This is a genomic window from Paenibacillus sp. LC231, from assembly GCF_001860525.1.
Taxonomy (GTDB): Bacteria; Bacillota; Bacilli; order Paenibacillales; family Paenibacillaceae; genus Paenibacillus_AQ.
The window spans coordinates 351,813-372,143 of record NZ_JFOM01000049.1; the positions used below are offsets into that span (position 1 = coordinate 351,813).

General features: G+C 48.6%; 16 protein-coding genes and 1 tRNA gene. 12 read left to right on the top strand and 5 right to left on the bottom strand.

Translation table 11 applies throughout. The annotated features are described in order from the left end of the window. The first annotated feature begins 175 nt into the window (after positions 1–175). Entirely contained in the window at positions 176–496 is a 321-nt protein-coding gene (locus AK95_RS27120) for a DUF3139 domain-containing protein (protein ID WP_071223021.1), read from the top strand. Positions 497–1,202: 706 nt separating this feature from the next. Next, a complete protein-coding gene (locus AK95_RS27125) occupies positions 1,203–1,391 on the top strand; it encodes a hypothetical protein (protein ID WP_071223022.1) in 189 nt (62 codons plus the stop codon). Positions 1,392–1,486: 95 nt separating this feature from the next. Here AK95_RS27125 and AK95_RS27130 read toward each other — a convergent pair whose 3' ends face one another. From AK95_RS27130 to AK95_RS27140, 3 genes are all read right to left on the bottom strand, one after another. Continuing rightward, positions 1,487–2,692 carry an MFS transporter gene (locus tag AK95_RS27130; RefSeq protein ID WP_071223023.1) on the bottom strand — a complete coding sequence of 402 codons (1,206 nt, stop codon included), beginning with the start codon at positions 2,690–2,692 and terminating at the stop codon, positions 1,487–1,489. Positions 2,693–2,812: 120 nt separating this feature from the next. Then, positions 2,813–3,412 carry a TetR/AcrR family transcriptional regulator gene (locus tag AK95_RS27135; RefSeq protein WP_071223024.1) on the bottom strand — a complete coding sequence of 200 codons (600 nt, stop codon included), beginning with the start codon at positions 3,410–3,412 and terminating at the stop codon, positions 2,813–2,815. A 198-nt stretch (positions 3,413–3,610) separates the two neighbouring features. Beyond that, positions 3,611–4,375 (bottom strand): polysaccharide deacetylase family protein, encoded by a 765-nt coding sequence (locus AK95_RS27140; protein ID WP_071223025.1) that lies wholly within the window; start codon positions 4,373–4,375, stop codon positions 3,611–3,613. A 364-nt stretch (positions 4,376–4,739) separates the two neighbouring features. Between AK95_RS27140 and AK95_RS27145 the strand changes: the two genes are divergently transcribed. From AK95_RS27145 to AK95_RS27155, 3 genes are all read left to right on the top strand, one after another. Further along, positions 4,740–4,825: transfer RNA gene (locus tag AK95_RS27145), tRNA-Leu, on the top strand. A gap of 205 nt (positions 4,826–5,030) precedes the next feature. Further along, the gene (locus AK95_RS27150) at positions 5,031–5,717 is read left to right on the top strand and encodes a uracil-DNA glycosylase (protein ID WP_071223070.1); all 687 of its coding nucleotides are present in this window, start codon (positions 5,031–5,033) and stop codon (positions 5,715–5,717) included. A gap of 19 nt (positions 5,718–5,736) precedes the next feature. Next, positions 5,737–6,132 carry a hypothetical protein gene (locus AK95_RS27155; RefSeq protein ID WP_071223026.1) on the top strand — a complete coding sequence of 132 codons (396 nt, stop codon included), beginning with the start codon at positions 5,737–5,739 and terminating at the stop codon, positions 6,130–6,132. 96 nt (positions 6,133–6,228) lie between these two features. On the opposite strand, the gene AK95_RS27160 is transcribed toward AK95_RS27155, so the two are convergent. Together AK95_RS27160 and AK95_RS27165 are read right to left on the bottom strand one after the other, a co-directional pair. Then, positions 6,229–7,308, bottom strand: a complete 1,080-nt coding sequence (locus AK95_RS27160) for an AI-2E family transporter (RefSeq protein WP_071223027.1) — start codon at positions 7,306–7,308, stop codon at positions 6,229–6,231. 98 nt (positions 7,309–7,406) lie between these two features. Further along, the gene (locus AK95_RS27165) at positions 7,407–7,745 is read right to left on the bottom strand and encodes a L,D-transpeptidase (RefSeq protein WP_071223028.1); all 339 of its coding nucleotides are present in this window, start codon (positions 7,743–7,745) and stop codon (positions 7,407–7,409) included. A 184-nt stretch (positions 7,746–7,929) separates the two neighbouring features. Here AK95_RS27165 and AK95_RS27170 point away from each other — a divergent pair, with 184 nt between their 5' ends. The 7 genes from AK95_RS27170 to AK95_RS27200 all read left to right on the top strand — a co-directional run bounded on the left by AK95_RS27170 (position 7,930) and on the right by AK95_RS27200 (position 20,325). Next, positions 7,930–9,753: a sensor histidine kinase gene (locus tag AK95_RS27170; RefSeq protein ID WP_071223029.1), complete on the top strand. Its 1,824-nt coding sequence runs from the start codon at positions 7,930–7,932 to the stop codon at positions 9,751–9,753. Continuing rightward, positions 9,746–11,257: a response regulator transcription factor gene (locus AK95_RS27175; protein ID WP_071223030.1), complete on the top strand. Its 1,512-nt coding sequence runs from the start codon at positions 9,746–9,748 to the stop codon at positions 11,255–11,257. Before AK95_RS27170 ends, AK95_RS27175 begins: the two co-directional genes overlap by 8 nt. A 128-nt stretch (positions 11,258–11,385) precedes the next feature. Further along, the gene (locus AK95_RS27180) at positions 11,386–12,864 is read left to right on the top strand and encodes an ABC transporter substrate-binding protein (protein WP_071223031.1); all 1,479 of its coding nucleotides are present in this window, start codon (positions 11,386–11,388) and stop codon (positions 12,862–12,864) included. A 140-nt stretch (positions 12,865–13,004) separates the two neighbouring features. Continuing rightward, complete coding sequence (locus AK95_RS27185) at positions 13,005–13,934, top strand: ABC transporter permease (protein ID WP_175320733.1); 930 nt, start codon at positions 13,005–13,007, stop codon at positions 13,932–13,934. A gap of 53 nt (positions 13,935–13,987) precedes the next feature. Continuing rightward, positions 13,988–14,884, top strand: coding sequence for a carbohydrate ABC transporter permease (locus AK95_RS27190; RefSeq protein WP_071223071.1), 897 nt, complete (start codon positions 13,988–13,990; stop codon positions 14,882–14,884). Between the two features lie 26 nt (positions 14,885–14,910). Then, the gene (locus AK95_RS27195; RefSeq protein ID WP_071223032.1) at positions 14,911–17,208 is read left to right on the top strand and encodes a glycoside hydrolase family 3 N-terminal domain-containing protein; all 2,298 of its coding nucleotides are present in this window, start codon (positions 14,911–14,913) and stop codon (positions 17,206–17,208) included. A 3-nt stretch (positions 17,209–17,211) separates the two neighbouring features. Further along, positions 17,212–20,325 (top strand): alpha-mannosidase, encoded by a 3,114-nt coding sequence (locus AK95_RS27200; RefSeq protein WP_071223033.1) that lies wholly within the window; start codon positions 17,212–17,214, stop codon positions 20,323–20,325. Positions 20,326–20,331 lie beyond the last annotated feature (6 nt).

Sequence of the window (20,331 nt, forward strand, 5' to 3'; positions counted from 1 at the left end):
TTTATTAAATATCGTCCGAAACATCCCTGACGTCGTCCATTTTCAAAATTTAACCGCCCCCGGATTGTCGGATTCAAATATTCAAAAGTTTGTCCTCACCCGTTACAAGAGAGCGACTATCTGTATTAAAAACATACAGGACCATTATCAACTAGATTGGAGGGACTATCTATTTATGAAACAGAAAAAGATTTTGATTATTTTTCTGTTACTTGTGCTGATTATTGTCGGTGTTTTTTATACTTACCTTCAAGTGAAATACAATTCTCTCGAAAGAAGTTTGAGAAATCATCTTATTAATGTTGAGGGATACTCTGATTCAGACATTATCAGTATTAAAGCAAAACTTAGTAAAATGCCTACATATCCCGTTTATGTTAGGTTTGCAGATGATCCAAATACAAATTATATCTTTACAGATGGAAATGCTGATAAACCCATATGGCGCCAACTTGATCCTAAAAAGCCAATAAGATTATCTGGTCAGCGTGACTAGATGAAAATTTTGCTGTTTTGAAAAATGTATAAATCACCATTTAGAGGCTATACTCGAATTGAGTGATGCTTCTCCCTGTTGAACTTTACTTGTCTCCACTTACTTATGAGAGTTAACGTGGGAAAGAACCCTGCTGGCTTAGGCAGAGGGGGGTTCTTTTTGGCGTTCTGGTTTATAGTGGGGCCGTAAGACCAATATAATCAAAAATATCCTCAATGATTCCGCCCCTCAATGTATTATTTTCCAGTCTATCAGATTTCTATAAATCTTGGCGCCCGATTGAATTCAAGACTTGCGCTAGGACTAAAGAACAAGCGCCAATTATCAGCAAAATAAGAACCATGATAATAACAAACTTATTTCCGTTCATCATTTTCACCTCGGAAGGATTATACCAAATATTCAACACCCAATGGAACAAGATCCAGGACTACCACACCCTTATTTCTACAGACGGGTGCTTCTCTAAAAGCTCCCCGTGCATGGTCCTCATGTTCTCGTTGTCCATCATATCAATTGTTCTTATATATCCACCGTTTTCTTTGTGATAGACAAAATCTCCGGGAGATTGATGATTCGACCAAGCGAGATTTGTAATCGGGGGCGACTTACGGTACATTTTAATGGAGTCGTAGGGGGACACACTTATTTATACGGCTGCTGCTGTGGATGCAGCTCATTTTAGCATATAGGGTGGGGGATGAAGGTGTCAGAGTGGGTATTAAATCAGTCCTGGGGACTTCCGGTGTTGCTAGCCTTCTTGGTGATCGTATTTGTATTTGAATCAAGGAAGGCTTTCAAGGCATATAAAGAAAAAAGACGGTTTGAATTGGGATGGTCTCTATTGTTTGCCCTGGTGGCTTTATTGGCGATGATTGTCCTGGTGGCCTATTAAAAAATACATAATCAAAAACAGGACCCCGCCAGAAGCTTCCGGCGGGGTCTTGTTCAATGATTAGCTGTAAACGGTCAGGAAGTCGTTACCTTTCGTCACCGTTCATTCATGACGGCCTCTGTAGCGGTCCAGGCTCTGCCTGCACGCATGGCCAGGAAGAAGCAGAGGATGAGAACGATGGACGCGGAGATATAAGGAAAGTTGATGTCCAAATCAAACAGATATCCTGCCACCAGCGGCCCCGCAATATTTCCCAGACTGGTGTATGCCGAGTTCAGGCCGGCCACGTAGCCTTGCTGATCCTTCGCCAGCTTAGACATTTGCGTACCGATAGCGGGACGCAAGATGTCGATCGACAGGAATACCAAGAAGGTTACGAGGAATATGAGCCAGTATTTATGCACAAACAGGGTTAACAGGATACAGATTCCCGCGGTAAGCAAACTGAGCGTAATGACTCTTTTCTCACCGAAGCGGTTGAGGATCCAACCGAATATCGTCGCTTGGACGACGGCACCCGCAATCGACCCAAACGTGATGATCATGGCAATATCTTTAGGGGTGAACCCGAATTTATGATCCACAAACAGGCCGAACACCGTTTCGTAATTGGCAAGCCCGAATGAAAGCACAAATACAATGATCAAACTTAGGAAGTAAGGTTCCTTGAAAGAACGCACCAGCTGAACGGCCAGGCTCTCCTTCTTCCGTCCCAGCACGGTAGGTGCTTCCTGCTTGGCGGATGATTCCGGAAGCAGCAGCAGCGTTACCAGCGCGGCAATACCTCCCGCAACGGCCGCGGCGTAGAAAGGGACGCGAATGCCAAACTCGGCGATAAATCCTCCGATGCCTGGTCCGATGATGAAGCCTGTCGTAATCGCAGCATTAATGAACCCCATGCCTCTGGCGCGTTCCTCATTCGAAGTCACGTCAGCCGTGTAGGCCATAACAGCGGGCATAATGAGTGCAGCGCCGATACCGCCCAGCATTCTTGAGGCAAACAGGAGCGGCGGTGTGCTGGCAGCTCCGAACAACCATTCCGATACGGCGAACACCATCATGCCGGTGATGATGATTTTTTTACGACCCATGGTGTCGGACAATCTTCCCGCAAGTGGGGAGAATAACAGCTGTGTTAATGAAAATGCGGCAACGAGCATACCTACCGTGCTGCCGCTGATATGCAGTTCCGTCATATAGGTTGGCATAATAGGTATGACAAGCCCGATCCCGGTGAAGACTAGAAATATATTGAACATGAGGAGCAGAATGGCTCCATTGTTTCGCATGAGTAATGACATGATGATTCCTCCAAAAATAAAAGACGATTTAATAAAGACATAATGAAAATGTTTGTAATTCGGTTACTTATATACTGAACGTTCGGTTTGTGATAGTGTATGAAAAAAAGTATTTATTTTTCATGATTTCTTTTCAATGCCATGCAGAAATACTTTGATGGCGGCATGATAAAGGGCAAGCGCATTTTCCACCTTCGTTATACGCGACATCTGGCTTAAGCCAACAATGAGGCTCTCAAAGATAACGGACAGTTGCTCCACATTATGATTCTCAAACTCCCCGCGATCCATCCCTTGCTGCAGCAATTTCTGATTGAATTCCAAATGGCTCCTAATAATCCGGACGACTCTTTGTTCTACTTCTTCGCTAACATCTCCATTGCTGTTTATAAATTCATCAAGCGCCTTAGAGAAGGGGTGGTTCAGATCATCAAACACCAATTGATCGGCTATTCCATACAGCTTGTCAACGGTGGTGGTGTAATGCTGCTCTTTGCTGTTCCATTTCTGTTCCCACTCGAGGTCCCATTCCTCAACCAGATACAGAAACAGCCCTTCCTTGCTCTTGAAATGATAATAGATATTCCCTTTGCTGCTGCCCGTGGCTTCAACGATTTCCTCTATTGACGTTGATTTGTAACCCTTCTGCATAAAAAGAGCCTTCGCGGCTTCGGCTATTCGTCGCTTGGTATCTTCGGTTTGTTGTTGTTTTTTATTCACGCATGCACCCCCCTATAACCCTTGAAAGCTATTCGAACTTTGTATACTGAACGTTCGTTCTGTATCTTATCAAATGGAATTAATATATTCAAGAGGAAATTAGACTCTGTGTTTTTCCGATCCAACCGACTTCGAAAAAATAACCGTTACCATCAGAAGGCAGCGGTTATTCTAGAACGTTGTAGGTCATCCATTCGATTAATGGTTTACTTCAATGAACTTACGCGTTTTCTCGTGATAGGAGAGCAGCTCCGAAACGGTCACAAACTCGTAGCCTCTCTTTTGCAGCTCCGGTAAAATCACTTTGAGAGCCTCTACCGTCTGTGTACTGCTTGGCACAAAGTCGTGCATCAGTACGATGTCTCCATTATGGGCATTATCCAGCACTTTTTTAACAATCCGGTTAACGCCGGGCTTTCGCCAGTCGAGTGTATCCTGATGCCATGACCATAATACGGTCAGCATACCGAAATCCTTGCTCGTGCGGACAATTGCTTCATTATAGCTGCCTCCCGGTGGACGAAACAGGACGGTTCGAATGCCGGTTGCCTGAAAGATCGCATCTTGCGTCTGGTTTAACTCGCTTGTTAACTTGCTGACATTAATATTGTGAAAAGGAGGATGGGAGTAAGAGTGATTGCCGATTTCATGTCCTTCGTGCAGTTCCCGCGCTACGATCTCGGGGTGCTTCTCCACCCGGCTGCCAACAACGAAGAAGGTGGCTTTTGCGTCATATTGCTTTAGCAGATCCAGAATTTGAACGGTGTTCTGCGCGTCCGGTCCATCGTCAAAGGTAAGAGCAATTACTTTATTGTGAGTGGGGACTTCCCATACTATCTCGCCTCGTTCCTCATAATAACCCCTGCCCTTGGAAGCGGATGGCGCATGGCTGGCGTTGACAACATGTTGATGGCAAAGGGAGATGGAGAGAGCGATCCATATGACGGTTGAGAGTTTTTTCATGGTGAGCGGTTTCCTTTTCTCTGTTGTTCTAGTCTTCGCATATGACATGACAGTGCAAGCATATTTATCATTTGGTGATTACGGTAAAATTATTCTTTACGGAAAACGGAAGGATTCGAACGGATGAGTTAGAGCGAAGGCTTGAAGCTATCGAGAATGAGGCTTTGGATAGGGTGATGCGAAAAATTATGAGTTTCATATATTGACATCATATGGTTGGACATGGTATTATCAATTTTGTCGCTAAGACGAAATGTGCACACCTAGATATCGGAATGAGATCGCAAAATATTGCGAATTCCACGCGTACCTTCGGTTATGTAAGTGAACGTGAACGACGCTAGGAACATGCGCGGATAAATATGCCGGGGTGGCGGAATTGGCAGACGCACAGGACTTAAAATCCTGCGGTAGGTGACTACCGTACGGGTTCGACCCCCGTCCTCGGCATTATAACAGCGTCTGGTAAGATGCAAAATAAGTCGGCCCCCGTATGGGTGCCGGCTTATTTTTTAAATCGACACAAGGTCAACTCATGATGCGTGTTGTTATTTGATTCAAATTGAACGGAAGAAGTTGGTGTTCCGATTATAGAAATCGCATTCTTTTATGATTCCATGCTGGCCTGTGTGAGGAGGAGAGAGGAGACATGCGGATGTTTAACAATGATTGGGACCTTATTCTGCAGGGAGAAATGGATAAGCCTTATTTTCAAGCGTTGATGGAACGGGTGGACGAGGAATACCGGCACTGCACGGTGTATCCCCCCAAGGAAGATATATTTCGGGCTCTACAGCAAACATCGTACCAATCGACGAAAGTCGTTATTTTGGGACAAGACCCATATCACGGTCGCAGGCAGGCGCAGGGGCTGAGCTTTTCCGTCTCGCCCGGGGTTGCGATTCCTCCATCTTTACGAAATATACATAAGGAGCTTGCTTCGGATCTGGGAATCTCGATTCCCAATCACGGTTCCTTGCAATCGTGGGCGGATCAAGGGGTGCTGCTGCTTAACGCAGTGCTTACGGTTCGCGAAGGCGAGCCGAACTCACACAAAGGGATCGGTTGGGAGAAATTCACCGATACGGTCATTACGAAACTGAATGAACGCGATCAGCCAATGGTTTTTATATTATGGGGAAGTTACGCACAGAAGAAAGGATCCTTCATAGACCGAAGCCGGCATAAGGTGCTTGAGTCCAGTCATCCGAGTCCGTTTGCAGCGCATAAAGGATTCTTCGGTAGTCGTCCATTTTCAGCATCGAATGCTTTTTTTATGCAAAAGGGTATGGATCCGGTGAATTGGGACATCCCGAGCACGCCGGGCGATGGAGATGAATAATCCGCGAGAGGTGACCTTCATGAAACATTGGATTGGTCGTCATGTTGTCATTCAGCGTTTAGACGGGGCAAAAAGCACGGTTGAAGGTGTGTTGAAAGGATGGGACCCTGTTCAGGAAAAAGTGATTCTTGGCCCGGGTGAGCTTGTTATACCGTTTCGCTCCATTCATAGAATTATGCCGAGAAACGCATACCCGGCCTTGAACTCCATCGGTTATGTCGTGAACCATACGATTCAATTCGATAATGCCGTCTATTTCGGATCTTCCGTCATGATATGGAGGGGCAATCGACTGGTGTCATCACAAGCCATCCTGACTTCTCACGATGAGGATACCGTTACCCTGTCAAATGGCATGATATTGCGCAAGGACGAGCATTATTTTGTGGTTCGATCCTTGCGCGGCAATGCGTGATTCTTTAAATAAAGGATGTCCCCAGCAGCCATCGTGAAGTTGGCGGGGACGTCCTTTTTTATGCAAATGGAAATGTATGTCTCCAGTAAGCCGAGTTCATGATGCGTCTTCTACTTTTTCGGCAAGGAACAGTTCGTAAATCCGTACCACGATAATTTTGATGATCATGTAAGCCGGAATGGCGAGCAGAATGCCCAGCAGCCCGAAAAAATCGCCTCCTACAAGGATGAGGGCAATCGTGGTCAACGGGTGAATATCAAGCTGTTTCCCGTAGATGACCGGTGTCAGAATATTATCTTGGATCTGCTGTGCGATGACAATAACGACAACGGACCATATCGCAATGGAAGGAGATTCGATAAATCCGATAATGACGGCAGGAATGGTCGCCAGCAGCGCTCCGATATACGGGATGAAATTCAAGAAGAAGGAAATGACCGTCAAGAGCAAAGAATAGGGCAGCCCGATGATCAGAAATCCGATATAAATCATAATGCTAAGTATAAGATTCAGGATCACTTTGCCGATAATAAAATTGCTGAGTGCCGTATCGATCTCACCCAGCACCTCCTGGCCATCACGGCGGTATCGTCTTGGCAGGACACTGAGCAGCCTGGGCGGAAGCTTGCTGCCTTCCTTCAGCATGTAGTACAGAATGATCGGAATCGTAGCAATAATAACGACAACGCTCGATACAACGGTAATCAAGTTGTTGATGGAGTTGCTGATCCAGGTAATGATCCGATTCATATACTCCGTCAGTGAGGTGGACAGCTCGGATTCCGTCGGTATATAGCGTGACCAGAATCGATTCTGCTGCAGCTGGTCAATCTGTTCCTGCACGCCCTCTACCAGAAAGGGAGTATTGCTGATAAAATTTTCGATCTGTTCGCGCAGTGTCGGCCACACCACAATGCCGAAGATGGCGCAGAGACCGGCAAACACGAAATACAGCATCAGGACGCCAATGGATCGTTTGATTTTCCGCCGCTCCAGGTAGTCTACGATCGGCCTGAGCAGATAATAGAAGAAGCCGGCCATCGCGACGGGAACGATCAGCATATTGAACATGGAGACGATTGGCCGGAACAAAAAGCTGATTTCGGAACCGAGATAAATGATCAAGAGCAGTGCGATTATGCCAAAGCATGTCCTGAAATATTTGCTCTGCATCATGGGCAATCCCTCCATACAACGATTAGTAAATACATAGGTACTATGTAACATTTGTATTTAACCAATTTGGAGGGATTTGAAATCACCAGTTTATGTTATCAGTTTCGTATGGTGACCCGGGTATGGATGGGCACGAGGGAAGCCAGCTCCGTCACATCCTCGTTGTACATCCGAATACATCCAAGGGAAACGGAGCACCCGATGGATGAAGGGTCGTTCGTGCCATGGATGCCGTAATGGGGTTTGGACAACCCTAACCAATAGGCTCCGAACGGTCCCCCGGGATTTGGCTGCTTGTTGATGATGGTGTAATTGCCTGGCGGCGTCTGTGTAGCCATTTTGCCGATGGCAACCGGGAATGTACGTACCACGATGTTGCCGTCCAGCAGGTGCAGCTGATAATCGGATAAATCGACAATAATTCGGTATTGGGGCATTGTAAACCCTCTCCTTCCTGATTCATGCTATGAACCAGGGGGAACACTGGCCCCTAAAATGACCTAAAATAGGCAAATTACACCTTCATAACTTGGTAGAAATTTCATCCAATGGTGACGGTCTGCCGATGTTATATTTAATATGTTGCGCAGTAACAACGTTTGCATCAGGAAGGGGAAACCGATGTCTCCTGCTAGGTTTTATCAAAAATACATCAAAAATAATATGTTTACCAAGATGCTGCTGTTAATCTCCCTGATTGCGGTGGTTACCATTGTCACTTTATCTTTTCTCATGTATTATTTCTTGTTTCAATCGGCTGTTCGCAGTGAATTGGACATTCAGCGAAGCGCGGTTGAGCGGGTGGAACGGCATGTGAATCAAAAATATGTGAATGCGCAGTCCTATGTGAATGAGCTGTATCGCAACACCTCTCTAGGCATTGACACTTCCTATTTCCTTATGAACTCGTTTAATGAGTACATGGCGAAGCGAATGAACCGGATTGCGGGCGGAGGGCAGTCCAATTCAGACAGCGTGGTCGCTTACTTTAAGCAGAGGCTGGACGATGATCCGGATATCGAGAATATTATGCTGTACAGTGCCGAGAAGCAGTATGTTTATGTTTACAAGCAGGGCAGCATGACAAGGCTCTATCAGGCGAATGCGACGCATTCTTACATCCCCGACGTGATGGCCCTCGAAAGCCAGAGTGTCACATTGCCGAATCTGTGGGTGCGTAAGCTGGCCGGAGACGTGACCTTACCGTTATTCTCGATCCGGAGCCCGATTAATGATATGACCACCTACAAGAATCTGGGGCAGCTGGTTATTTTATATCGAACGGAAGCACTGGATGCCGTCCTGAACAGTGGCAAAGATCCATTGAAGGGATCCGTAATGGTTTTATCCGGCGACGGCCGCGTGATGTTTGATTCCTCAGGCAAATATTACGGCGAGAAATATCCGTATGCAGACCGGCTGCTGAATTCCAAGGAAACCGTGAACCTCGATGAAGAATCGTATATTACAACGGCAGCGCACAATCAGGCAGGTTATACGGTGGTTGGCATTACGCCTAAACGTGAGATCGCTGAATCTTTCCATGGCGTGCAGAGCACCATCATGATTGCCGCCCTGCTGTGCATCGTGATTGCTGTGTCCATTCCTTCGCTGATGATCGTGAATTACTCCAAGCGGACAGATAACATTATCCGTTTTATGCGCAAGGTTGAGAAGGGAGAGTTCGTGGCCCGGATGCAGGATACCAAGGATGATCAGCTGGGGCAAATTGCGGGCAGCTTTAATGAGATGCTGGACGAGCTTTCCCGGTATATCGACAAGGTATATAAGGCGGAAATCAACCAGAAGAACGCGGAGCTGTCTGCATTGCAAGCCAGAATTAATCCGCATTTTCTTTATAATACGCTCGAAGTGATTCGAATGAGAGCTCTCTCGCAAGGGGCGCAGGATGTTGGCGATATGATCTACAGCTTATCGATGCTGTTCAAGAATATCGTTCAGCACAAGTCCCACTATACGCTGAAGGATGAGCTGGAGGCGTGCAGGCTCTATCTGGAACTGTTTCGCATTCGCTATAAGGACAAGTATATTTACAAAATGCACTGTGAGGAACATATCAAGCATGTGCCGATGATGAAAATGTCACTGCAGCCACTGATTGAGAATTACATCGTTCATGGGCTGCGCAGCGACCAGGATGATAACTGGCTGACGATAAACGCGGCGCAGCAGGATGGGGATGTCGTGATCGAGATCAAGGATAACGGGAAAGGGATCGAGCCGGAGCAGCTTGAGGAGATCAAATCCCGGCTGGAGATGGCCGAGTCGAGTGAAGAGTCGTTTGGTCTGCGGAGTGTGAATGAGCGGTTAAAGCTGACGTTTGGAAGTTCGTACGGAATGGACATCCAGAGTGAGCCGGGTAACGGTACGACGGTGACAGTCAAATTTCCGGTGGCAGAAGGGAAGCTGAATAACGATGTATAAAGTGTTTATTGTGGACGATGAGCCGTTCATTATAGAGGGATTATATGACGTCGTGGATTGGTCGAAGTATGGCATCGAGGTGGTCGGTCATGCGGAGAATGGGCGCAAGGCACTGGAGAAGATGGCGGTCATTCCGGTTGATATTCTCATTACGGATATATCGATGCCTGTCATGACGGGACTTGAATTGATTGAAGGCGCGCGTAAATTAAACCGTAATCTGAAGGTGATCATCCTGAGCGGTTTCGACGATTTTGCTTATTTGAAGGAAGGCATGCGTCTGGGGATCGAGAATTACTTGCTCAAGCCGATCAATCTGAAGGAACTGGAAGAAACGATTGCCAGCACAACGGATAAAATGAACAAATCCAGAAGGGAAATGAGACTGGACGAGTACGACATCAACATTTTGCGGAGCAATATCCTGTATCGCTGGATCACGGACCGGATTGAGCCGGAGGAGCTGGAAGAACGGGTGACCCTTCTGGGGCTGAATCTGAATTTGCCTTACGTCATGGCGTCTATCCTGAGAGCGGATTTCACGCCGCTGGAGAGCTGTCTGTATCAATTAATGGATCAGGAACCGGGTGTTCTGTATTTCCGGGACAACGACGGCGATCATGTGGTGATTTTTATGATGAAAGACCCGGACACGGAAAAAGCGAGGGCGATCCGCCTGCTGCAGCAGGTGAGGGAGCAGTGCTATGAAGAGGAGCTTTCCATCTCGCTTGGCAGCGTGGAAAGCCTCGGCGGTAATTATAAGGACAGTTATCTTCACGCCAAGGAGGCACAGGAATACTATCTCGTTCTGGAGCAGCCCTCCTACGTGGATTATGTGGATGTTCAAGCCAAGAAGGGAGAAGCGGCGGAATCCTATTCCGTACAGTGGCCCGAATATGCCAAAGGCATCGCCGGAAGGGACAAGCAGGTGCTGTTTGATTTGATTGACAGTGATTTTGATCGGCTTCGCCATACGCAGGGGATGATCCCGACGACACTCAAGAGCATCGCGGTCGAGATGGTCATTCGCCTGAAGCTGGAGCTGAACGATATCCAATACACGGCAGCCCCTGATTTTGTGAAAAATACGATTACCGATATTATGGATTCCGTATCGATCGACGATCTGATTACGGCCGTGAAGGAAGGGGTTGGCGGGCTGGTCGATTCGCTCAACAATGACGTGAAGAGCCCTGTCATCCAGCAGATTCTGCATCATATCCAGCACCATTATAACGAGGATTTGTCACTGAAGGTGTTAGGTGCCCAATATCATATTCATCCGGTCTACCTGGGGCATCTGTTCCATAAAGAGACAGGAGAGAACTTTACGGAGTATATAAACCGATACCGGATTGAACGAGCGAAGGAGCTGCTCCGAAACACTTCGACGAAAGTGCAGGATATCGCAAAAAATGTAGGTTATTGGGAAACCGGTTATTTCTATAAACAGTTCAAAAAATTCGTCGGCGTATCGCCGAGGGATTTTCGAGGAATGCTCTGATTAATTTAATCAGAGTTTTTTTCTTTATTTTCACCATAATACCTTTAATTTTTCGCCTATGTGAAACTGCTTTCATGGGATAACCTTATAAGTGTAGAGACACAAAGGATTCAAAAGGGAGGATAAACATGAGTAAATCGAAAAAGAAATGGCTCCTGCCGCTAACGCTGCTATTGTCTGCATCCATGCTGTTGTCGGCATGCGGAGGCAACAAAGAAGAGAGTGCAGGAAACGGTGGGGGAACTGCCGAGAAACCGGTTGAGCTGATCTGGTACACCATCGGAACACCTCAAAAGGATGTCGACAAGGTTGAAGAAGAAATCAATAAATACACTGCTGAGAAGATTGGTGTAACCGTTGACATGAAAATGATCGACTTCGGTGATTACAACCAGAAGATGCAAGTTATGGCAGCTTCCGGCGAACCGATGGATATCCTGTTTACCAGCTCATGGGCGTTTGACTATGTGCAAAATGCACGTAAAGGCGCATTCATGGAATTGGACGAGCTGATTGAAAGCCACGGAAAAGGCATTAAAGACGCGATTGACCCTGCGTTCCTGGAAGGTTCCAAGGTTGACGGTCACAACTATGCAATTCCGGCAAACAAAGAGCTTCCTGCTCAAGAAGCATGGCGCTTTAACAAAACGCTGCTTGATAAATACAACCTCGATATTTCGAACGTGAAATCGATGGAAAGCTTGGAGCCACTGCTGAAAACGATTAAGGAAAAAGAACCGAATGTCGTTCCTTTGGCTATCAGCAAAGACTTCGGTCCGTTGCTTCCATTTGACTACATCATCGAAAAAATGCCAATGGCCGTTTACCTGGATGATAAGGAAGAGCTGAAAGTTGTGAACTTCCTCGAAATGCCAGAAACGATGGACATGCTGAAATTGATGAACAAGTACTACAAAGCGGGATACATTTCCCCAGAAGCAGCGACAACAACTTCGACGCAAGATTTGATGACATCCGGCAACTGGTTCACGGACCGTGCGGCAACGCAGCCGTTCGCAGACAATCTGTGGAGCCAAAGCTACGGCTATCCGGTTGTATCCACTCCGGCTGGCGACGCAACGATCTTCAACTGGTCGGTAATGGGTTCGATGCAAGCGATTTCTGCTAACTCGAAATACCCTGAGAAAGCTATGGAGTTCTTGAATCTCCTGAACACTGACGTATATCTTCGCAACCTGGTTGACTCCGGTATCGAAGGCGTGCACTACAAAAAGCTTAGCGAGAACGTAATGGAAAACTTGCCAGAATCGAAAAACTACGACATGCCTACCTTTGCGCTTGGTAATGTCATGCTGACTTACTTGAATCCTGAGGATCCTGAGAACAAATGGGAAGAGTTCAAGAAGTTTAACGAGTCCGGCCAGCCTGCTCCGCTTCTCGGTTTCAACTTCGATCCAACCAAAGTATCCACAGAGCTCGCAGCAGTCAACAACGTAAAAGAAGAGTTCTGGGCGCCGCTGATGACAGGTACCGTGAATCCTGAGGAGTTCCTGCCAAAAGCGAATGAAAAGCTGAAAGCTGCTGGTCTGGACAAGATCATCGCTGAAGCACAAAGCCAAATTGATGCTTGGAAAGCAAGCAAGTAATAACAATGCATGAAGCGGCCTGCCTGTCCTAAGGGACAGCAGTACCGCTGCAGCATGAACAAGGACGGGGCGGCGGATGTTCACCCGCCCTTCTTTTGTTCATTTCATGCACATCACGAGGAGGGGTAAGCGTGAGAGCGATCGGACAGTTTTTCAAAAATATTATGACGAATAAGGCCATGCTGTTCATGGTTTTGCCGGGGACCCTATGGTTTCTCTTATTCTCATATTTGCCCATGTTCGGGACCATTATTGCATTTAAGGAATACCGCTTTAGCCGTGACGGGTTCTGGGCAAGTATCGTTAATAGTGAATGGGTAGGATTCCAGAACTTTAAGTTCCTGTTCAGTACCAACGATGCTTACATCATTACGCGCAACACCGTTCTATATAATTTCGTGTTCATTATTCTAGGTCTCATTCTATCCGTAGCACTGGCTATCGTATTGTCTGAAATCGTGAACAAGAAATTGGCGAAAGTCTATCAAACCGGTATGTTCCTGCCGTACTTCCTGTCCTGGGTTATCGTAGGTTACTTCGCATTCAGTTTCCTGAGCATGGATAAAGGGATGTTGAACCAGATTCTGGGCTGGTTTGGCATGGAGCCGGTTCAATGGTATTCCGAGGCCAAGTATTGGCCGATATTCCTGACGTTAATCAGTTTGTGGAAATCCGTTGGTTATAACAGCGTCGTTTATCTGGCGGCGATTATGGGGATCGACAAATCCTTGTACGAAGCGGCCATGATTGACGGAGCAAACAAATGGCAGCAGATTAAAGCCATTACGCTTCCGATGCTCAAACCGCTGATGACCATTTTGACTCTTCTTGCGATCGGTAAAATCTTCTACGCTGACTTTGGTCTCTTCTATCAAGTGCCAAGGGATTCGGGAACCTTGTATTCCGTGACGAACGTCATTGATACCTATGTATATCGTGGTCTGAAGACAACGGGCGAGATCGGAATGAGTACCGCTGCGGGTCTGTACCAGTCGGTAGTCGGATTTATTCTGGTCATGGTATCGAACTATATCGTTCGTAAATATGACAAGGATAATGCATTGTTCTAATCGATCAATCTACCAAGAAGGGGGTATGTGATGTGTTCAAATCTAAAAGCAAGATGAAAGATTTCCATCAGCTTTCATCCGGGTGGAATGTCGTATTCAACCTGATTGCCGGTATTTTCTCGTTCTTATGTGTATTTCCATTCCTGTTCGTCATGATCATTTCATTTACAGATGAAGGCTCACTGGCCCGCAACGGTTACCAAATCTGGCCGGAGAAATGGAGTCTTGAAGCTTACAAATACGTATTCCAGACAGGCGATACGCTGCTTCGTTCTTATGGTGTTACGATCTTTGTAACGGTAGTGGGAACGTTGATCAGTTTGTTTATCATCTCGTTATATGCCTATGCAATCTCTCGCAAGGGTTTCAGATATCGGAATTTCTTCGCGTTCTTTGCATTTTTCACGATGCTGTTTAACGGGGGGCTGGTACCGACTTATATCGTTGCCACGCAACTGCTCGGTCTGAAAGATTCCATCTGGGCATTGATCCTGCCATTGGCGCTCAACGCCTTCTATATTATGATTCTTCGAACGTTCTACAGCACCAGCGTTCCGGATGCCATCATTGAATCCGGTAAAATCGACGGTGCAAGCGAGTTTAAAATTTTCTACAAGCTGGTATTGCCGCTATCCCTGCCGGGTCTGGCAACCATCGGGTTATTCAGCACCCTGGGATATTGGAACGACTGGTTCAACGCATTGCTCTACATTGATGATCCGAACCTGGTTCCGCTGCAATCCATGCTCATGCGGATTGAGACCAGCATGCAGTTCATCCTGCAGAACTCTCAGAATTCATCCCTTAGCATGGCCGCTCTGCAGAGCATGCCGCAGGATACGTCGCGGATGGCGATGGTCGTTCTGGCAACGGGGCCGATTATTCTGGCTTATCCGTTCTTCCAGCGCTATTTCATTCAAGGTCTGACCATCGGCGCGGTTAAAGAATAAATTCTTCATGTACCGGAGGGTATGAGATGACTTATAAAGATTCCAGTAAACCCATTACGGAAAGAGTTGAACATCTTCTTGGCCTGATGAACCTGAAGGAAAAGGTTGGGCAGCTGATCCAGCCGTTCGGCTGGAAGACCTATGAAGTAAATGAAGGCCGGATTTCATTAACGGATTCATTTAAAGAGCAAGTGAAAAATGGCGGCGTCGGATCCCTTTACGGGACCCTTCGCGCCGATCCATGGACCGGTGTAACACTTGAGACCGGTCTTTCTCCGCGTGAAGGAGCAGAAGCCGTCAACTACATCCAGCGCTACGCCATTGAGGAATCGCGTCTGGGCATTCCGATCCTGATCGGGGAGGAATGCTCGCATGGGCATATGGCTATCGGCGGCACGGTCTTTCCGGTGCCGCTGTCCATCGGGAGCACATGGAACGTGGATTTGTACCGGGATATGTGCCGTGCCGTGGCGCTCGAAACGCGCAGCCAAGGCGGTGCCGTCACTTATTCCCCGGTCCTAGACGTCGTGCGCGACCCAAGATGGGGCCGTACCGAGGAATGCTTCGGCGAAGATCCATACCTGATCAGCGAATATGCGGTCGCATCGGTAGAAGGCCTTCAAGGTGATTCATTGGACAGCCCGAGCAGTGTTGCGGCGACGTTGAAGCATTTTGTAGCTTATGGCAGTTCCGAGGGCGGGAGAAATGCGGGACCCGTGCATATGGGAACACGTGAATTGATGGAAGTGGACATGCTGCCGTTCAAGAAAGCCGTGGAGGCAGGAGCAGCATCCATTATGCCGGCTTATAACGAGATTGACGGCGTGCCGTGCACCGTTAATACGGAGCTGCTTGACGGGATTCTTCGCGAGGAGTGGGGCTTTGACGGCATGGTGATCACCGACTGCGGGGCCATTGATATGCTGGCCAGCGGCCATGACACCGCTGAAGACGGAATGGATGCCGCTGTTCAGGCACTTCGTGCCGGCATCGATATGGAGATGTCAGGCGAGATGTTTGGCAAACATCTCCTGAACGCGATCGAGTTAAACAAGCTTGAGGTTGCCGTATTGGATGAGGCCGTGCGCCGCGTATTGACCTTGAAATTCAAGCTAGGACTATTCGAGAATCCGTACGTGGATCCTCAGGTAGCCGAGGAGGTTATCGGCAGCCAGCATCATGTGGATCTTGCCAGACAGCTTGCTGCGGAAGGCATCGTTCTGCTCAAGAATGAAAGCAAGGCCTTGCCGTTATCCAAAGAAAGCGGCGTGATTGCCGTCATTGGACCTAACGCCGATCAGGGCTACAATCAGCTTGGGGATTATACGTCTCCTCAGCCGCCTGCAAGCGTGACCACCGTATTGGATGGAATCCGCGCGAAACTGGGTGATGAGGCGAATCGTGTATTGTATGCACCGGGCTGTCGCATTAAGGATGACTCCAGGGAAGGTTTTGATTTCGCGTTAGCTTGCGCGGATCAGGCCGATACCGTGGTCATGGTGCTTGGCGGTTCCAGTGCACGCGATTTCGGCGAAGGCACGATCGATTTGCGCACAGGGGCATCGAAGGTCACGGACGACGCTTTAAGCGACATGGATTGCGGCGAGGGCATCGACCGGATGACGCTGCAGTTATCCGGCGTCCAATTGGAATTGGCCCAGGAGATTCATAAGCTTGGCAAGCGGATGATCGTTGTGTATATCAACGGCCGGCCGATTGCGGAGCCGTGGATCGACGAGCATGCCGATGCCATCCTGGAAGCATGGTATCCGGGTCAGGAGGGCGGACATGCGGTAGCGGACATTTTGTTCGGCGATGTGAATCCGTCCGGCAAGCTGACGATGTCGATTCCGAAGCATGTCGGACAGCTGCCGGTTTACTATAACGGCAAGCGGTCGCGCGGTAAGCGTTACCTCGAAGAGGATTCTCAGCCGCGTTATCCGTTTGGATACGGGCTTAGCTATACCGAGTTCCGTTATTCGGATATTCAAGTTACGCCAGAAGTGATCGGAACAGGCGAATCCGCCGTTGTCTCTGTGAATGTTACAAATAGTGGAGACCGGGAAGGGTCCGAGGTTGTACAATTGTATGTGAGCGATGTGGCCAGCAAATATACAAGACCGGCCCGTGAGCTGAAGGGCTTCCGCAAGATCTCTCTGCAGCCTGGAGAGCAGTGCAAGGTGGAATTTACCGTCGGACCGGAACAGCTTCAATATATCGGTCAAGATTACAAGCAGGTGGTTGAGCCTGGCTTGTTCCGTGTGATGGTTGGCAGACATGTGAACGATACGCTGAGTGCAGATCTGACTGTACAGGAGGGTTAAGGAATGGAACGCATTCGACGCTTTATACGCGAACTGTCGGAGCGGCAGTGGCTCGAGTCGACGGAGCTTAGAGAGTGGGACATTACCCGAACCGCATACATGGTTCCGGGCGAGTATGAGGATACGGCTCCTTATACAGAGGGGCATGACTTCAACAGGTTTCCGAGCACGCAGGGAACAACCTATTTCTTTCGGAGGAACCTTGAATTGCCCACCCACTGGGTGGATGGAGCGATCGGACTTGTATTCCACTCCGGGGGCGAGGGATTATTGCGCATAAACGGAGTATCTTATCAGGGCTTGGACCGCAATCATACTTTCGTCAAGCTTGATCCGAAACGCACCGGCTTGAACATGAAGCTTGAGATCGAGTTGTACGATCCGATTCCGGAGCCGGTAGACCCGCTGAATCAGCAGGCTGTCATCCAGCCTCCGATTACTAGGGTGCAAAGCTTGCTAGTCAACGTGAACGTACCCGTTCAGAGCCTGATGTACACCGCGACCGTGATCCGCGATTCGCTTATCCTGTTGCAGGATAGCGATATGCGGCGAATTCGCTTAATGGAGGCGCTGTATCAGGCGATGGACCGCTTTGTCAGCCTGGACGACGCCGCCATTCGGGATGGCGCTCAGGTAACCGGGATTGAGCATGATCTGAAACAGGCGGTTACTGCCATTGGCGGCCATGCTGAAGGCACCGAGCATATGGTAGGCCAATCGCATATCGACATCGCCTGGCTGTGGCCGGTCAGGGAAACCGTGCGAAAAACAAGCCGGACCTTCTCCACCATGGATGCGCTAATGAATGAATATCCCGAATTTAAGTACGCGCAGAGCCAGCCTTTGCTGTACCAATTCCTGAAGGATCACGATCCTGAGCTGTACGAGAGAGTGAAGGCCAGAATCAAGGAAGGACGCTGGGAGCTGGTCGGCGGGATGTGGGTCGAACCGGACCTGAACATTCCGAGCGGGGAGTCCCTCATGCGCCAAATGCTGTACGGGCAGCGCTTCTATCAAGAAGAGTTTGGTCTGACATCTCATATTGAGTGGCTGCCGGATACGTTCGGATACTGTGCATCCCTGCCTCAGATCCTGAAGCATGGCGGCATTCGTTATTTCATGACAACAAAACTTGGCTGGAACGATACGAATGTGTTCCCTTACGACCTGTTCCATTGGGTCGGGATCGATGGAACCCCAATGTTATCCTATCTCAATCACGGCGTGAATGAGAACACGCTGCCCAAAGATGTTCATGAGCACTGGCAGTCATACCGCCAAAGAGCCGTTCATCCGGAGCAGATGCTGCTGTATGGACATGGTGACGGCGGAGGTGGCGTAACCCGCGAAATGTTGGAATATATCGACCGTGCCGGGCTTATGGTGGGGCAACCGGCCAGCAAGTACAGTACGGCTGCCGAGTTTTTCAGCGGGATCGAGGAAACACAGCCGAAGCTGCCGAAATGGCGCGGGGATTTGTATCTTGAGCTTCATCGCGGCACCTATACAACGCATGGGCGGAACAAGCGTCATAACCGGAAGGCGGAAATTCTGTACCGCGAGGCGGAGCTCTGGAATTCGGTGGCATTTTCGTCGATGGACAACGAGCAGCGGCAGGGGATTAGGAGCGAGCTGCATGACGGCTGGAAATTGATTTTGCTGAATCAATTTCATGATATTATTCCAGGATCCGCCATTACGGAGTCTTATGTCACCTCCGAGAAGGAATACGAAGAGGTGTTCCAAAAAGGAAATCATAGCCTCCGTCTTGGACTTCAGGTATTGGCGGATCAGGCCGATACTGAAGGGGAAGGCATTCCGTATGTCATCTTCAACGGACTTGGATGGAGCAGAGATGCGGTCATTTCGATTGAAGGAGAGCAGGGCCTCGCGCCGTATGATTCGGATGGAGCGCTGCTGCAATACGATGCCCAAACCGAAGAGAACGGTAAAACCTCTCACCGCTTGAATGTTCATGTTCAAGGCATCCCGGCTTTGGGATACAAGACCATTTGGTTGAAGCGGCCAGCAGGAAACCAGGCGGTAGCGGAGAATTCTACTACAGTGTTCGCAAATTCCTGGGAAACGGATCATTATAAGGTCAGCTTTAATGAGCGCGGCGAAATCACGAGCCTGTGGGATAAAGAGGCTCATCGGGAAGTGGTCAAGCCGGGCGAAGCCGCGAACCGCTTCCACTTCTTCCATGACCGTCCGACGCTGTGGGACGCATGGGATATCGATACCCGTTACGAGGAGCAATTAGCCGGAGAGGCGGAGCTGATCGAGAAGAAGCTGGTGCATGCGGGTGAGGTACAGGATGTGCTGCGTTTCCACTGGCGCATCCATAACTCGGAGATCATGCAGGACATGATTTTTTATCATCACGACCGGCGGATCGATTTCAAGACGTTTGTCAGTTGGAATGAATCACATAAACTGCTGAAAGTCGGCTTCCCGATCGGGGTCGTTGCCGATAAGGCTACTTATGAGATTCCGTTCGGAACCATCGAGAGACCGACTCATCGCAATACAAGCTGGGAGCAGGCGCAATATGAAGTCTGCGGCCACCGTTTCGCGGATGTGTCGGAGCATGGATATGGCGTCAGCCTTATCAACGACTGCAAGTACGGGTATGACATTCAGGATAGCACCATCCGGTTGTCCCTGCTGCGCGCGCCGAAGTGGCCCGATGTCACGGCAGACTTGGGTGAGCATGAGTTCACATATTCCTTATACCCGCATGAAGGAGACTGGAGAAGCGCTGGAATCGTCCGCAAAGCTGCCGAGCTCAATCATGAGCTTCCATACGTAAGAGCAAGCTCGAACAAGGGGCCTCGGGCTGCTGTTCATTCGTTTATTCCGTTCGAGAGCGATCATGTGATCCTGGATACCGTTAAACCAGCAGAAGACGGTTCAGGGTATATCCTTCGAATGTATGAATCCGCGGGAGGGCGAGACGAAGCAGTACTGAGCTGGCCTTATCCTTATGATAGCGTCCATGTATCCAACGCCCTGGAAGAAGAACTCGAACTACTGGATACTGCGGAAGGAAGGTTAGTCCTTCAGTTCTTGCCGTATGAGATCAAAACCATCAAATTGACTACACATCATATTTAATCAAAG

Coding starts and splice junctions, on each gene's coding strand:
- AK95_RS27195 (WP_071223032.1), top strand. CDS start 14,911: ATGACTTATAAAGATTCCAGTAAACCCATTACGGAAAGAGTTGAACAT.
- AK95_RS27200 (WP_071223033.1), top strand. CDS start 17,212: ATGGAACGCATTCGACGCTTTATACGCGAACTGTCGGAGCGGCAGTGG.
- AK95_RS27120 (WP_071223021.1), top strand. CDS start 176: ATGAAACAGAAAAAGATTTTGATTATTTTTCTGTTACTTGTGCTGATT.
- AK95_RS27175 (WP_071223030.1), top strand. CDS start 9,746: ATGTATAAAGTGTTTATTGTGGACGATGAGCCGTTCATTATAGAGGGA.
- AK95_RS27155 (WP_071223026.1), top strand. CDS start 5,737: ATGAAACATTGGATTGGTCGTCATGTTGTCATTCAGCGTTTAGACGGG.
- AK95_RS27140 (WP_071223025.1), bottom strand. CDS start 4,375: ATGAAAAAACTCTCAACCGTCATATGGATCGCTCTCTCCATCTCCCTT.
- AK95_RS27165 (WP_071223028.1), bottom strand. CDS start 7,745: ATGCCCCAATACCGAATTATTGTCGATTTATCCGATTATCAGCTGCAC.
- AK95_RS27190 (WP_071223071.1), top strand. CDS start 13,988: ATGAAAGATTTCCATCAGCTTTCATCCGGGTGGAATGTCGTATTCAAC.
- AK95_RS27170 (WP_071223029.1), top strand. CDS start 7,930: ATGTCTCCTGCTAGGTTTTATCAAAAATACATCAAAAATAATATGTTT.
- AK95_RS27160 (WP_071223027.1), bottom strand. CDS start 7,308: ATGATGCAGAGCAAATATTTCAGGACATGCTTTGGCATAATCGCACTG.
- AK95_RS27180 (WP_071223031.1), top strand. CDS start 11,386: ATGAGTAAATCGAAAAAGAAATGGCTCCTGCCGCTAACGCTGCTATTG.
- AK95_RS27130 (WP_071223023.1), bottom strand. CDS start 2,692: ATGTCATTACTCATGCGAAACAATGGAGCCATTCTGCTCCTCATGTTC.
- AK95_RS27150 (WP_071223070.1), top strand. CDS start 5,031: ATGTTTAACAATGATTGGGACCTTATTCTGCAGGGAGAAATGGATAAG.